17 protein-coding genes are annotated in these 13,486 nt (G+C 37.9%); 8 read left to right on the forward strand and 9 right to left on the reverse strand.

The genetic code is table 11. The features are described 5' to 3' along the window. The 7 genes from BLR79_RS07025 to BLR79_RS07055 all read right to left on the reverse strand — a co-directional run. The coding region (locus BLR79_RS07025; protein WP_143338806.1) for a helix-turn-helix domain-containing protein at positions 1-219 on the reverse strand (219 nt) is incomplete at its 3' end. Between the two features lie 130 nt (positions 220-349). Beyond that, positions 350-1,630 (reverse strand): glucosaminidase domain-containing protein, encoded by a 1,281-nt coding sequence (locus BLR79_RS07030; protein ID WP_092086307.1) that lies wholly within the window; start codon positions 1,628-1,630, stop codon positions 350-352. Then, complete coding sequence (locus BLR79_RS07035) at positions 1,614-1,856, reverse strand: phage holin family protein (RefSeq protein ID WP_092086310.1); 243 nt, start codon at positions 1,854-1,856, stop codon at positions 1,614-1,616. The genes BLR79_RS07030 and BLR79_RS07035 overlap by 17 nt, the downstream gene beginning before the upstream one ends. Next, positions 1,829-2,158: a hypothetical protein gene (locus BLR79_RS07040; RefSeq protein WP_092086313.1), complete on the reverse strand. Its 330-nt coding sequence runs from the start codon at positions 2,156-2,158 to the stop codon at positions 1,829-1,831. Before BLR79_RS07040 ends, BLR79_RS07035 begins: the two co-directional genes overlap by 28 nt. Positions 2,159-2,211: 53 nt before the next feature. After that, complete coding sequence (locus tag BLR79_RS07045) at positions 2,212-2,430, reverse strand: DUF2922 domain-containing protein (RefSeq protein WP_092086316.1); 219 nt, start codon at positions 2,428-2,430, stop codon at positions 2,212-2,214. Positions 2,431-2,446: 16 nt separating this feature from the next. Further along, positions 2,447-2,647, reverse strand: coding sequence for a hypothetical protein (locus BLR79_RS07050; RefSeq protein WP_092086319.1), 201 nt, complete (start codon positions 2,645-2,647; stop codon positions 2,447-2,449). 69 nt (positions 2,648-2,716) lie between these two features. Beyond that, on the reverse strand, positions 2,717-3,262 hold the full coding sequence (locus tag BLR79_RS07055; RefSeq protein ID WP_092086323.1) for a sigma-70 family RNA polymerase sigma factor: 546 nt from the start codon (positions 3,260-3,262) through the stop codon (positions 2,717-2,719). 187 nt (positions 3,263-3,449) lie between these two features. Between BLR79_RS07055 and BLR79_RS07060 the strand changes: the two genes are divergently transcribed. Then, complete coding sequence (locus BLR79_RS07060; RefSeq protein WP_092086327.1) at positions 3,450-4,319, forward strand: hypothetical protein; 870 nt, start codon at positions 3,450-3,452, stop codon at positions 4,317-4,319. Positions 4,320-4,389: 70 nt separating this feature from the next. Next, positions 4,390-5,328 carry an ATP-dependent 6-phosphofructokinase gene (locus tag BLR79_RS07065; protein WP_092086330.1) on the forward strand — a complete coding sequence of 313 codons (939 nt, stop codon included), beginning with the start codon at positions 4,390-4,392 and terminating at the stop codon, positions 5,326-5,328. Between the two features lie 54 nt (positions 5,329-5,382). Here the strand turns inward: BLR79_RS07065 and BLR79_RS07070 are convergent, their stop codons facing one another. Continuing rightward, positions 5,383-6,531: an ROK family transcriptional regulator gene (locus BLR79_RS07070; protein WP_159427623.1), complete on the reverse strand. Its 1,149-nt coding sequence runs from the start codon at positions 6,529-6,531 to the stop codon at positions 5,383-5,385. Between the two features lie 284 nt (positions 6,532-6,815). Between BLR79_RS07070 and xylA the strand changes: the two genes are divergently transcribed. From xylA to BLR79_RS07100, 6 genes are all read left to right on the forward strand, one after another. After that, complete coding sequence (xylA, locus tag BLR79_RS07075) at positions 6,816-8,123, forward strand: xylose isomerase (RefSeq protein WP_092086336.1); 1,308 nt, start codon at positions 6,816-6,818, stop codon at positions 8,121-8,123. Positions 8,124-8,150: 27 nt separating this feature from the next. Then, positions 8,151-9,659 (forward strand): xylulokinase, encoded by a 1,509-nt coding sequence (gene xylB, locus BLR79_RS07080; RefSeq protein WP_092086339.1) that lies wholly within the window; start codon positions 8,151-8,153, stop codon positions 9,657-9,659. Beyond that, on the forward strand, positions 9,649-10,671 hold the full coding sequence (locus BLR79_RS07085) for an aldose epimerase family protein (protein ID WP_092086342.1): 1,023 nt from the start codon (positions 9,649-9,651) through the stop codon (positions 10,669-10,671). Before xylB ends, BLR79_RS07085 begins: the two co-directional genes overlap by 11 nt. 55 nt (positions 10,672-10,726) lie before the next feature. Beyond that, positions 10,727-12,142, forward strand: coding sequence for a D-xylose transporter XylE (gene xylE, locus BLR79_RS07090; protein WP_268752991.1), 1,416 nt, complete (start codon positions 10,727-10,729; stop codon positions 12,140-12,142). Between the two features lie 193 nt (positions 12,143-12,335). Next, the gene (locus BLR79_RS07095; RefSeq protein ID WP_092086348.1) at positions 12,336-12,521 is read left to right on the forward strand and encodes a hypothetical protein; all 186 of its coding nucleotides are present in this window, start codon (positions 12,336-12,338) and stop codon (positions 12,519-12,521) included. 37 nt (positions 12,522-12,558) lie between these two features. Beyond that, positions 12,559-13,158 carry a transaldolase family protein gene (locus BLR79_RS07100; protein WP_234970855.1) on the forward strand — a complete coding sequence of 200 codons (600 nt, stop codon included), beginning with the start codon at positions 12,559-12,561 and terminating at the stop codon, positions 13,156-13,158. A 141-nt stretch (positions 13,159-13,299) separates the two neighbouring features. On the opposite strand, the gene BLR79_RS07105 is transcribed toward BLR79_RS07100, so the two are convergent. Further along, positions 13,300-13,486, reverse strand: a 187-nt coding sequence (locus BLR79_RS07105; RefSeq protein WP_200778875.1) for a transposase, incomplete at its 5' end; no start/stop codon positions are given.

Raw genomic sequence — 13,486 nt, forward strand, 5'->3', positions numbered from 1 at the left:
CGTATGTTTAGGACGACGACCTTTGAGAGATTGATGCTCAGAAGCGTTATCTTGAGCCAATTGAGCATCGTAACAGGTTGACTTAACACGCTTGAGTTCTCGATAAATCGTCGAACGGTGACGCCCGATGGCTTCAGCAATTTGACTCGCTGTATAGCCTTCATGATAAAGTATTTCTATTTTTGAACGGTCTTCTATGGTAAGATGTTTGTAGCTCATAACAGGTCCTCCGTGTGTGTTTTTGTGGTTACTAACATTTTACACGAACCTGTTATGGGTTTTCTTGTTTGTCGCAATTAATTTTACAATCTATCATATACAAAAAAGCCACCCGCGCGGGTGGCTTTTGTTACTTACAAGATGGGTGGTTGTGTCCTGGGGTGAGTACCCCAAACTTTCGAGATCCATCAGAGGTTTGTAATGTAGTCCAATAGACAACGCCTTGAGGGTTTGGGTCATAGCCTACCCAAAGATATTGACCATCATCGTATTGTTGGGTAATGTTACGCTGTTCGCCTTGTCTGAGTGTTTCGTAAAGTTGAGTGAGTTCTCCTTGTGGTGTTTTAAAGACGCGTAAATAAGGGGCAGTGACGGTTAAATGATGGTGCAACCGTGTGGCGGGTTGTCGATGTTGAGGTAACCACCTTGCATACCCTTGAATGACCGGCTCGTTCCAATGATAAGTCCGCCGTCCAACTTGAGAGTAGCCATTAACAAAAGTATTGCCTTCAATAGTCGTAATTTGGTCGCCTTGCACGGTTTCAACAAAGCCAATATGTTGGGCAATACCTTCAGGGTCTCTACCCCAATGGAAAAAGATTAAGTCTCCTGGCTTAGGTCGAACCTTCCCTAAATACTTTCCACTCTTTTTAAGAAGCATTTTATGTCGTTCGACACCACATTCTCGCTGGGTTAAATGACTCACACCCAGTTGATCCGCCATGACAGTAACAAAAGCATCACACCAATCATCTTGATAAGTCACTTGATAGCCTTGGGGTCGTGGTTGAACGGCGTTATATTGGTCGATTAATTGTCTGTGCTGCGTGCTTCCTTTAGTCACACCAAGGTATGTCTTTAAATGAGTGATTAACTTGGAGGCATTGATCGGCTTCCCTTGCCCGTCCAGTTCATCTAATTGGTAATGGTTTACTTGATTGATCGCTTCCCGGCGCCCTTTCATTAACGTTAAGTATTTCTCGTATCGCGCGGTAGAATCTTCTACATTCATCATGGCATAATCATACTTGGCGCCACCGACTTTAAATAATCCCCTCACTGCGTCTTCAAAAGTTTGCGCATTTCTTACGTTATAAAGAGTTTGTAGTAAGTAGATCCAATCTTTCCAACCCTCTTCAATAGAGTGGTAACGAATATAAAATCCCCCTTCGCGAATTGGACGGGAGCTTCCTTTCGTAACTTTAACACCACTCGGGCGAGTTGCTTCACCCGTCCAAGTCATTCCCACCCAATTATTATCGCTTACCGCAACTTTAGATGTTCCCCATAGACTTTCAACGTGCAGTTGCACCATTAAAAAAGAAACCGGCACGTTAAGTTTTTTGGCGTAAGTTTGTAGTGTCTTTATTTGATCCGTTGTTAATGTGGCTTTGTTATAAGTGAGTGTCATAGACAGCCTCCTTTAATAGGGTTTGTACTGATTCATAAATTCCAGTAGACGCTAGGCCTGATAGGATACCGAGCACAATGTCTTTGTTTAATAAGTAGCCCAACACGCCGCCTAACAATGCGACGTAGATGGGAATATAGTGGGTGTATTTTTGGGTCAATGGAGTTGTTTTAATGGTGTAGCCTAATAAGTAACTAATTAAGGTAATGAGTGGGTTGAGGGCCATGGTGTTTTCTCCTTGTAGTAATTAGTAAGTGTATGGGTGGTTAAAGTTAATTCATCTAACTGAAGTTGTTGCTGTTGGATTCTTTTCGTTAGTTCTTGACGTTCTTTTTGGGCGTCTTTTAAGTCGCGGTGAATAAAAGCGTTGGTGTGGTCCAGTTGGATGAGGGATTGGTTCAGGTCGTTGATCATGTGTTCTAGCCGTTGGATCGGGTGGTTAATTAAGCGGTAAAACCAAGTTAGTAAGGTAATGATCGCCATTAAGCTACCAGACCAAAGGGCTAGTTGTTGTAGCGTCAGTTCCATGTTAAATCCTCCTTACAAAAAAGCCCCAAGGAATGCACCTTGGGGATCAGTCATTAGTTCTTGAAAATATCAGTAACAATGCGTTCAACGTAACGAGCGCTGGATGGTTCGGCGTAGAGTTTATCGCCTTCTAAGTAGAAAGCGTCGGCTTCAACAATGCGTTCCATCGCTTGTTGGACAATGTCAGGTGATAAGTTTTCTTTCGGTTGTTTGATGCGTAATGTGCGGTTTTTGTCGGCTCCATTTTTGAAGATTAATTCTAATTGTTTCATTTAATCAAATCCTTTCTTAAGCAAAGTAGTGAGTTTGGACAACTGTCACGGCTTCTTGGCAAGAGTCGTCAATGAGAGAGTCAAACGATTCAATCACTTCTTTAATGACGTCTCCTGTCGCCCCTTCTTTTAATCCTTTAAGGATGAGTTTAGCTCCTTTTTCTGTCCCGTCGTCGATTAATAACTCCAATTGTGCTTCTTTAAATGTGTTGTTCATGTTATATTCCCCTTTCGTGTTGTTGTAAATCGATTTACACCTATAACAACGAACCTCACTTCAAATGTGTTACCCCTCTTTGAATAAATCTTTCAAAACCGTTAGTTCTTTAGCTAACTGAGTCTTTCGTTTGTAGTAAGTTTTGCGACTAATGCCTAAAGATTCGGCGCGGTCTTTGTGGGTTAATGAGTCGTCTAATAGTAAATAAAGAAGAGCGAGTTGGTCTTTAGTTAATTGAGGTAATAATTCGCGCCACTGGTCGTTCCAATCTAAAGCTTCCTCTAAGGCTGCTTGAGGGGAAGGCTCTATTGGGAATGTTTCGACAGTTGTTTCTTTATCTTGGTAGTTGCCTAACTTTCGCAGTTCATCGGTGACCGCCCACAGCATTCTACTTCTGGCAAAGCTGATAAATTGATAGCGATCCTTTTCGATCTTTGATAGAGGGTTCACCTTGGTGTGGTGAGCGGCGTGAAGTAGGGCGATTCTAGCTACTTGCGCAAAATCGTCATAGTCACTGCTTAATGGGTTAATGGATAGTCGTTTTAAGACGTGGTGCACTAAGGGTTCGTATTGGGTTAAGATGTCTTGTTGAATTGTAATCGGTAATGCGTTCATTTGGGTACTTCCTTTTTTTATTTTTTTCAAGGCCTTGTACCTTAGTTATACCCGAATGTTTTTAGTGGTGAAAATGGTCACAAATAAGGTAAAATAAAAAATGGAAATGGAAAGTTTTGGGTAAAGTAACAGATTTTCCTTCCAATTTCAATAAGAAATTGATTAGAAATCATTGGAGGACAAAAAAGTGATCGAAAACGTTGATACAGTAGTCAAAGAGCTCATATTACGACCGGAAAAACTCTATGAGAAGCCCCTTTGCCTGAGTCTAATCCGCCAATCTTTAGAAACGAGTCATAAAGAATCGATTCCAGCAGATCCTTTAGTCATCTTAGACTTAAAAGGGACCAATTATTCAGGTCACGAGACTTATTTTATTGATGTAAACGGTGTAGCTTGGTTATCTAAAGGTTCGGAACGGGTGTTAGTGGAGGCGTTATTTAACCAATATCAATTTGGTTATGAGTCTTGGAGTCCGTGGATTCGCAAAAAGAGTGGGCTAGGAGGAACAGTGATGCCTTATGTGAATGGCAATCAAGTGTATTTATGCATTCCTTATCCGGAAAATCAAAATCGCCGGCGAAGGACTTGGCTGAATATTTCCAAGTGTTTAGAGATACGAATTGATGGCTTGCCGATTACAGGGCCAATTCCTAAACAAGCTCGTGAAATTATCTTTTGTTACCCAGGTTTTAAAGTGATCTATACGACGCGTCTTTGTTTAATTTTAAAGCAGTTAAGGTTGGCGAAAACATTCATGAATCACTGGCATGAATATTACTTAGCGCAAATGGAAAAGTTGAATTATCAGTGGAATATTCATTATCCAGGAGACAGCAGTTGTTTAAAGCATGTTCAACCTTATGAGAATGAGCAGTTAAATAATCTGACGTCTGACGATTACCACGCCTTTCTAGCGGCGAGTGCGGTGAGAGAGATTTATGAAGGAACCGTCAATGCGACAAACCGTAAACGTCATGCCCTCTTAGAAGATACAGTTTACGCCCGTAAAAATATTAAAGAACTTATTCAAATTCAAAAGGATAATGAGTCTTAAATAATGATTGACAAGTAAAGCGGTTTCATTGATGATTAAGTTACTATTATTTGTTTGAGAAGGTGAATCAATGAAGAAGATCGGAATTTTAACCAGTGGTGGGGATGCGCCGGGGATGAATGCGGCCATTAACGCCATTACGTGGGCGGGCGCTAAAGCCGGCGTAGAAATTAGAGGTTACCAAGAAGGGTATAACGGGTTGATTGATAATGATTACCGTTTACTAGAGCCTTATAAAACATCTCATCATGCGAATTTAGGGGGGACGCTGTTAGGATCCTCTCGTTCGGAACGCTTTATGGAGCCAGAAATTCGTGAAAAGATGGTGGAGCGTTTAAGAAAAGAAGGGGTAGAAGGGTTAGTTGTTATTGGCGGAGATGGAAGTTACCGCGGAGCCCAGGCATTAACTCGTTTAGGCTTTCCAACGGTGGCTATCCCAGGAACGATTGATAATGATATTCCGCTAACGGAGTTGACTTTAGGGTTTAAGACGGCGATTTCTAATGTGATTGATGCGATTGATAAAATTGCGACAGCAAGTGCAAGTCATAGCTTTGTGTTCGTTGTGGAAGTGATGGGACGTTTAGCCGGAGACATTGCTTTATGGACAGGAACGGCTGCTTTTGCGGATGCGATTATCGCTACTAAAGAAGATTATGATTTAGAAGCTATTCATGAAAAAATCCAATTCTCTAAAGCTCAACACAAGCGTTATCAACTCATTGTTTTAGCTGAAGGAGTCGCAAGCGCAGATGAATTTAAAGAAGAAATGGACGCAAAATTCGGCTATGAATTACGTAAACTAGCCTTAGGACATATTCAAAGGGGCGGAAACCCAAGTGTGGATGACCGTATTTTAGGTAAGCTCTTTGGAGAGCGTGCTTTTGAGTACTTGCATAATGATGAAGGACCAGGCTGTGCGTTAGGTATTAAAGAGAATAAAGTAAGTGAGATGGATATAGAAGAAGTGTTGGGGAGCAAAAACGAGATAAATAGACCTTATCAATAAAAGGAGACAACTTATCGGTTGTAAGTTTCGACCGATAAGTTGTCTATTTTTATTCTATTCTCTTAGAAAGGATTTAAATTTAATGGTATCTAAATTTAAAAGTTGTCTGCTAGCAAAAGCGATGCAACCCAAGATAGTTGAATTAAATTTTAAATTAGATGATTTAATCTTTGTTCGCTTAACGTACTTGTTATCTATGACTGAGTTGACAGCTTCAAGGAGCTCTGGAACTTTTCTTAATATCTCCGAATCAATAGTTACTAATTCGGGACCAATCATAGTGATGAGATTATTAATGGCGATACCTAAGTAGTGAAAATGTGTAGTGAGGATATCTCGACAAACGGTATTTTCAAGCCACTCTTTGCGAATGTTATGAATATCTATAGAGTGTTCAGCGAGTTCGCCCATGAGGGAAGGATTAGATACATATTGCTCTAGACAACCTCTGTTTCCACAAGAACATTTTTTACCAAAAGGTACGACAATCGAGTGACCAATTTCTCCTACTAATCCGTATGACCCTGTGATCAAATGACCATTTTCGATAATTCCAGCTCCTACTCCATAATGAATACTGATGTTAATAAAGGACTCAGGAAGATCTCCGAAAGTGTACGCTCCTAAAGCAGATAAATTTGCTTCGTTATTTATAAAAATAGGCAACTTAAATTCTTCAAATAAAATTTGATATAAATCTATTTGGTCTAATATATAATTTGGTGTATAGATAATAACATTATCAAGAGTCATACCATGTATAGCAATTGAAATAGCTTTAACCGGTGACTCCTGAGAATGGGTAGCGAATAGTTGATAAATTGTTTCTTTTACTTGATTAAGAATTGATTGATTGTCGTCTCCATTTAACGGAGAAGAATTTAGAGTAGCTACTGTTCCATCTAAGTTGCTTATGCAATAAGTTAGAGTATCTGGAGAAACATCTAAGGAAATAATAGAGGCATGATTAGGGTTAAACTGTAGTATAATTGGTCTCCTTCCGCCATGAGGAGAGGCGGAACCTCGTCCTTTTTCGATAACTAACTTGTTTGCTATTAAATTCGAGACAATATCTGAAACAGAAGGTTTAGTTAAACCTGTTTCTTTGGATATAAATGTTCTTGACACCTCTTCATTTTCAATAATTGTTTTAAGTACATGCTTTGTATTTAATTGTCTAATATTAGACGGGGTGTTTTCCATATTTCTTTGGGCCTCCATTATATAAAGTAGTCAAATATGAACGATAGAGTAGATTAGTCTAGAATAAGTAGTTTAATTTTTTGTAACTATAAAGGATGGTATATAACTAACTGTATCAAATTTAAGTGTGAAGGTACAGCCTATAAGCTAGTACACTTGAATAGAATTTATATTTTTGTAATATTTGTTGACAAAATAAAACGCTTACATTAAACTGTAAAGCAGATAGTTAGTTAAGGATATAAACTAACTGAAAATATTTATAAGGAAAAGGAGAATTACAAATGGTATATTTCCCAGATGTAGAAAAGATTAAGTATGAAGGTCCAGAGACAAAGAATAAATTAGCATTTAGATATTACAATCCGGACGAAGTAGTTTTAGGCAAGACTATGAGAGAGCATCTTAGATTTGCAGTTGCTTATTGGCATACAATGACAGCAGATGGAAGCGACCCATTCGGTGAGGGAACTTATCGCAGAAATTGGCACGGCGAGAGCCCAATGGAAACAGCAAAGAACCGCGTAGAAGCATTCTTTGAACTCTTAGAGAAGTTAGACGTCGACTACTTCTGTTTCCACGATGTAGACATTGCTCCTCAAGGAGATAGCTTAGAAGAATTTTTAAACAATTTAGACGTTATTACTGATCTTATTAAAGAAAAAATGGATGAAACTGGTAAAAAATTATTATGGAACACAGCGAATATGTTCTCTCATCCACGCTTTGTTAACGGTGCGGCGACTTCTAACAATGCAGATGTTTATGCTTATGCTGCTGCTCAAGTTAAAAAAGGTTTAGAAATTAGTAAAAAACTGAATGGTGAAAACTATGTCTTTTGGGGTGGCCGTGAAGGGTATGAATCACTCTTAAATACAGATTATGCCTTAGAGCAAGATAACATGGCTCGTTTCTTTAAGATGGCAGTAGATTATGCAGAAGAACTTGATCATGATGTACAGTTCCTGTTAGAGCCTAAACCAAAAGAGCCAATGACTCACCAATATGATTACGATGCTGCAACTACGATGGCGTTCCTTCATAAATATAACTTACAAGATCACTTCAAGCTTAACTTAGAAGGTAACCATGCTACTTTAGCTGGGCACACTTTTGAGCATGAATTGAGAGTAGCGCGTACAGAAAACATGCTAGGATCTATGGACGCTAACCACGGCGAAACAATGCTAGGTTGGGATACTGACGAGTTCCCATACAATGTTTTAGATATTACATTAGCTATGTACGAGGTTTTAGAAAACGATGGAATTGCTCCTGGTGGAATTAACTTTGACTCAAAACTAAGACGAACATCTACTGATATGGAAGATCTTTTATTAGGGCATATCGCTGGAATGGATACATTTGCTCGTGGATTATTAGGAGCAGCGAAATTAAAAGAGGATAAATTCTTTGATAACATTATTTCTGAAAGATACAGTTCATTTGAAGAAGGTATCGGAAAAGACATTGTGGAAGGAAATACGTCTCTAACTGAATTAGCTGAATATGCTATGAACAATGATGATATTAAAGTTCCATCTAACCACTTAGAATACTATAAATCACTATTGAACGACTATCTTGTGTAAACACATTCAAACTTTAGGAGGATCCGTATGAGTTATGTACTAGGTTTAGATTTAGGTACAGGGTCGATGAAAGGCTTGCTGTATACAAAAACAGGTGAACTAATTTTTAGCCACAGTGAAGCGTATCCAGTAACTTCTGAAAAAAAGGGGTACAGCGAACAAGCTCCAAAAGATTGGATTCAGGCCTGTGAAGAAATTATCACTAAAATGATTGAAATAGTACCAGACAGTAAACAACAGCTAGAAGGTATTAGCTTCTCGGGGCAAATGCATAGCTTAGTTTTAACAAATGAAGAGGACCGCGTGGTCCGTCCAGCTATCTTATGGAATGATGTGCGAACTACAAAGCAATGTGACGAAATAAAAGAGAGATTAGGCGACACTTTACTAAAGGTTACGAAAAATAAAGCTTTAGAAGGTTTTACATTGCCAAAAATACTTTGGGTACAAGAAAATGAACCGGAAAATTGGCAAAAAACTCGTCATATAATGATGCCTAAGGATTATTTAGGATTCTATTTAACTGGTGTTTACTATACGGATTACTCTGATGCTGCAGGGACGCTCCTATTAAATATAAAAAATAGGAGCTGGTCTTCTGAGATCTTAGAAGAGTTTGACATCCCTTCAAGCTATATGCCTAAACTTTATGAATCTTCAGGACAAGTAGGCCAGTTAACGCCAGGGTTAAAAGAAAAGTTTGGATTTGAGACAGATATAAAGGTGTTTGCAGGTGGAGCAGATAATCCTTGTTCAGCATTAGGTTCTGGATTAGTATCATCTGAAACAGCGATGGTTTCTCTAGGAACTAGTGGAGTTGTTTTGACTAAAGAAGACGACGAAGATGTTAACTATGAGGGGACATTACATGTTTTCAATGACGTTATGTCAGATCAATTATATTCAATGGGAGTTACGCTATCAGCTGGGAATTCATTACATTGGTATAAAAACACATTTGCACCGGAACAAAGTTACGATGAGCTTTTAACGAAAGCGGCTCAAATAGAACTAGGATCAGGCGGGCTGTTATTTACTCCTTATATTAACGGTGAAAGAACACCCCATACTAATAGTCAAATTAGAGGTTCATTTATTGGATTAGATAACCAGCATACTTTAGATCATCTTACTAGAGCTGTTATAGAAGGAATAACTTTTTCTTTACAGGACTGTTTAAGTTTAGTAGAAGAAAATAAAGAAATTAAGGAGATTATCTCAGTAGGTGGTGGCTCAAGAAGTGAATTATGGCGTCAAATTCAAGCAGACATTTTTAATGCACCAGTGATTACTATCGAATCACAAGAAGGACCGGGAACGGGAGCCGCTATGTTAGCAGCTCTAGGATTAGGATGGTATCACTCAGTAGAAGATTGCGTTGAAAAGTTTGTTAGTTACTCAGAGCCTATCTCACCAGTTCCTGAAAATGTGAAGTTATACAACGAAATTTATAAAGTGTATCAAGATGTCTACCAGAATACGCGAGAGATTACTGCTCGCTTGAACAAAGTAACAGGTGTGCAAGATGAGAGTTAATATTGAAAAGTTTGGCGTATTTAATGGTCAAATTGTAGAAGAAATTTTCGTTACGAATAGTAATGACATTACGGTTAGCTTTTTGACGTTAGGAGCACGTATCAATAGATTTATAGTAAAAGATGAAAATATTATTCTTGGATTTGATAGTATGGATAAACTATTGAATCATAGAGAATTATACTATGGTGCGACTATTGGACCGGTAAGTGGACGAATTGTAGAAGGACACTTTTCATTAAATGGTCAAGAGTACTTTGTGGATAAAAATGAAGGCGACAACCATCTTCACGGAGGAGTTAAAGGCTATGATTGGCAGAATTGGGATTTTGAGATACTAGAGGCCCAAAAAGAGATCAAGTTTTACTTAAGGGATCAAAGTGCAAATAGCGGCTATCCAAGTGATATAAACGTCAGCGTTATTCATACTTTTAATGATAAGAATGAGTGGACCGTGACTTATGAGGCAGATAGCGAAGCGGAAACTATTTTTGATCCTACTAACCATGTGTACTTTAATTTAAATGGGAATCAAGTAGGAACGATCGAAGATCATTATCTTCAAGTGAATGCAAACTATTATTACCCCGTAGCAGATGATGTGACGCCTCGGGCTAACATGGAAGCTGTAGAGAACACTCCCTTTGATTTTAGAAAGAAAAGAAAAATTGGAGATGCTATTCAAGCTGACCACGAGCAAATAAGAAAAGTTAAAGGAATCGATCATCCTTTCGTATTCGGTAATGGGAGTCCACAGGTGGAACTTATTGCTCCTTTAAAAAGTCGAAAGATTATTATTGAAACTGACGCTCCAGGAGCAGTAATCTACACTCATAATAAAGTAGGTACAGAAATAGACATTTGGGGGACCCCTTTAAAACCTTATGCGGGAATAGCGATAGAGCCTCAAATTCTATTGGGTAATTCGAAAAAACTAGGAGTAGAAAAAGCATCATTAAGTAAGGAAAATAAGTTTTTATCGCAAACCAAATATTCTTATATCGAAGAATAATAGTATATTACTTAAAATAGATTGGAGGCACATTGAGGAAGCTGAGCGCTCTTCAATAAAAGATATGAAAGAAAATAGATCATTAACTTCATATTTGATTTTTATAACTTTTATCGCCACGTTGGGTGGTCTATTATTCGGATATGATACTGCGGTAATATCCGGAGCAGAAAGATCACTTCAAGTATTTTTTGCAGATGCGCTAGGACTCAGTTCATTTGTTCATGGTATGACTGTTTCCAGCTCTTTAATTGGTTGTGTTATTGGAGGAATAATTTCTGGCTTCTTCCAAAATAATATCGGGAGAAAAAAATCTTTAATTATTGCAGCAATTCTCTTTCTTATTTCTGCGCTTGGTTCAGGATACCCAGAATTTCTCTTTTTTAACTTTGGAGAGCCGAGTATTGCCCTTTTAATCATGTTCAATATTTATCGCGTAATTGGCGGAGTAGGTGTTGGAATGGCTTCGGCCATTTGTCCAACATACATCAGTGAAATGGCTCCCCAGAGTGTCAGAGGTAGTCTAGTATCTTGGTATCAGTTCGCGGTTATTTTTGGACAAGTAGTTGTTTATTTTGTAAACTATGCTATTGCGTCGGGGCAATCTATTCAGTGGATTAATGCTATTGGATGGCGTTGGATGTTTGCTTCAGAAGCGATTCCTGCTTTCTCGTTTCTAGTATTACTATTCTTTGTTCCAGAAACCCCTCGATACTTAGTGTCAATTGACCGAAGTGAAGAAGCTTTAGGCATTCTTGAAAAATTAAACGGATCAAAGACACAAGCAAAGCGAATCGTACAAGATATCTATCATTCCTTGAATGAAAATATTCAAAGTGCGGGATTATTTTCTTACGGGAAGAAAGTAATCGTGGTGGGCGTATTAATCTCTGTGTTTCAACAATTTATAGGTATTAACGTAGCTCTTTACTATGCGCCAAGAATCTTTGAAAGTATGGGAGCAGGACAAAATGCTTCTTTATTCCAGACAATTGTTATGGGAATCGTAAACGTTCTCTTTACTTTAGTAGCTATTAAAAAGGTAGATAGTTTAGGAAGAAGACCATTATTAATTGCTGGTTCAATTGGAATGGCAATTGGAATGTTTGGAGTTTCATTCTTATCCTATGCCAAAATATTCAGTATATGGACCCTTGTATTTATTATTTTCTACACGGCCTCTTTCATGATGTCATGGGGTCCAGTTTGCTGGGTAATTTTATCTGAAATTTTCCCTAACAGAATTAGAGGTCAAGCAATGGCTATAGCAGTAGCAGCACAGTGGTTAGCAAACTTTTTCATTTCTTCTACTTACCCACCAATGATGAATTATAGTGGAGCATTAACTTATGCTTTCTATGGAATCATGAGTATTTTATCTGCTCTATTTGTATGGAAGATGGTTCCAGAAACTATGGGTAGATCTTTAGAAGAATTAGAAACAATTTGGATTGAAGATAGTATCAATTAACTTAATTACATAAAAATAATTATAATGATACCCTCTTTAAAAAGTTCAAAAAATAAACAAACTGTTCGTTTTCCCCTAAATGTACTGCCCCCCAAATGTTAGACAACAAATCTAAGATTTAGGGGTTTTTGTTTATTTCGGTCTATATATCCTATAAGCAAAAAGTATTCAAAGATACCCAATCTTTTCTAATATGATTGATGCGATTTATAGCTATAAAATACAAAAGCTTGCCTTAGGTCCTATTCAACGAGGTGGCAACCCAAGTGTAGACGGCCGCATTTTAGGTGAACTCTTTGGAGAGCGTGCTTTTGAGTACTTGCATAATGATGAAGGACTAGGCTGTGCGTTAGGTATTAAACACAGCAAATTTAGATAAAATAAAAGAATATCTAAATTACTTCAACATTGATGGAGTGACAACTAATCCGTCAATATTAAAAAACACACCCAAAGAAGAACTAGACAAGACGTTATTAGAAATTCAAGCTGTTTTACCTAAAAAGGCCACTCTGCATGTTCAAGTAGTAGCTTTAGATGCTAATGGAATGTACCGAGATGCTTTGGCAATTCGCGATTTATTAGGAGATAATGTAAGTGTGAAGGTGCCTGTTACTAAAGAAGGACTGTCCGTCATAAAACAGTTGAAAGAAGATGGCTTTTGCGTAACCGCCACAGCTATTTACTCTCAGATTCAAGCGTTACTTGCTATAAATTTAGAAGTAGATTATATTGCGCCTTATATCAATCGGATGCAAAATTTGAATATCGATGCGATTGACTCTCTCCGATTAATTCATCAATATATTAAAAATAACAATGCAAAGACTAAGATACTAGGAGCATCATTCAAAAATATTGAACAAGTAACTCACACTCTTTATGCAGGAGCAGACTTTATTACTGTAGGAGAAGAAGTATTAGATGCTTTCTTAAAGCAGACGCTTGCAGATGGAGCGGCCAAGAATTTCTTAACAGATTGGCAACATCAATTTGAGCGAGACGTTTTTAATTGAATAGTTTATACAAATCTAAACCCTAAGAGTGATCGAATGGTCGTTCTTAGGGTTTTTTTATTTATAATGAGGTGAAAAGGAATTATTTAAAGTCAAGTCCATAATCCTGTGTAAAATAGTATACAATGTTTTACCGGTCTCTTACTGGTCAAACTTAATATATTTTCTTGTAGAACTTATCCATTCATCATGTGTGTTCATGAGGACAGCACCAATTAATCGATTGGCTGAAGCATGATTTGGAAAGATTCGAATGATCTTTTCTCTTCTGCGAACCTCTTGGTTTAATCGTTCAAGAAGATTGGTACTTTTTAGTCGATTGTGGGAG

Source organism: Dolosicoccus paucivorans, assembly GCF_900100125.1.
GTDB classification, from domain to species: Bacteria; Bacillota; Bacilli; order Lactobacillales; family Aerococcaceae; genus Dolosicoccus; species Dolosicoccus paucivorans.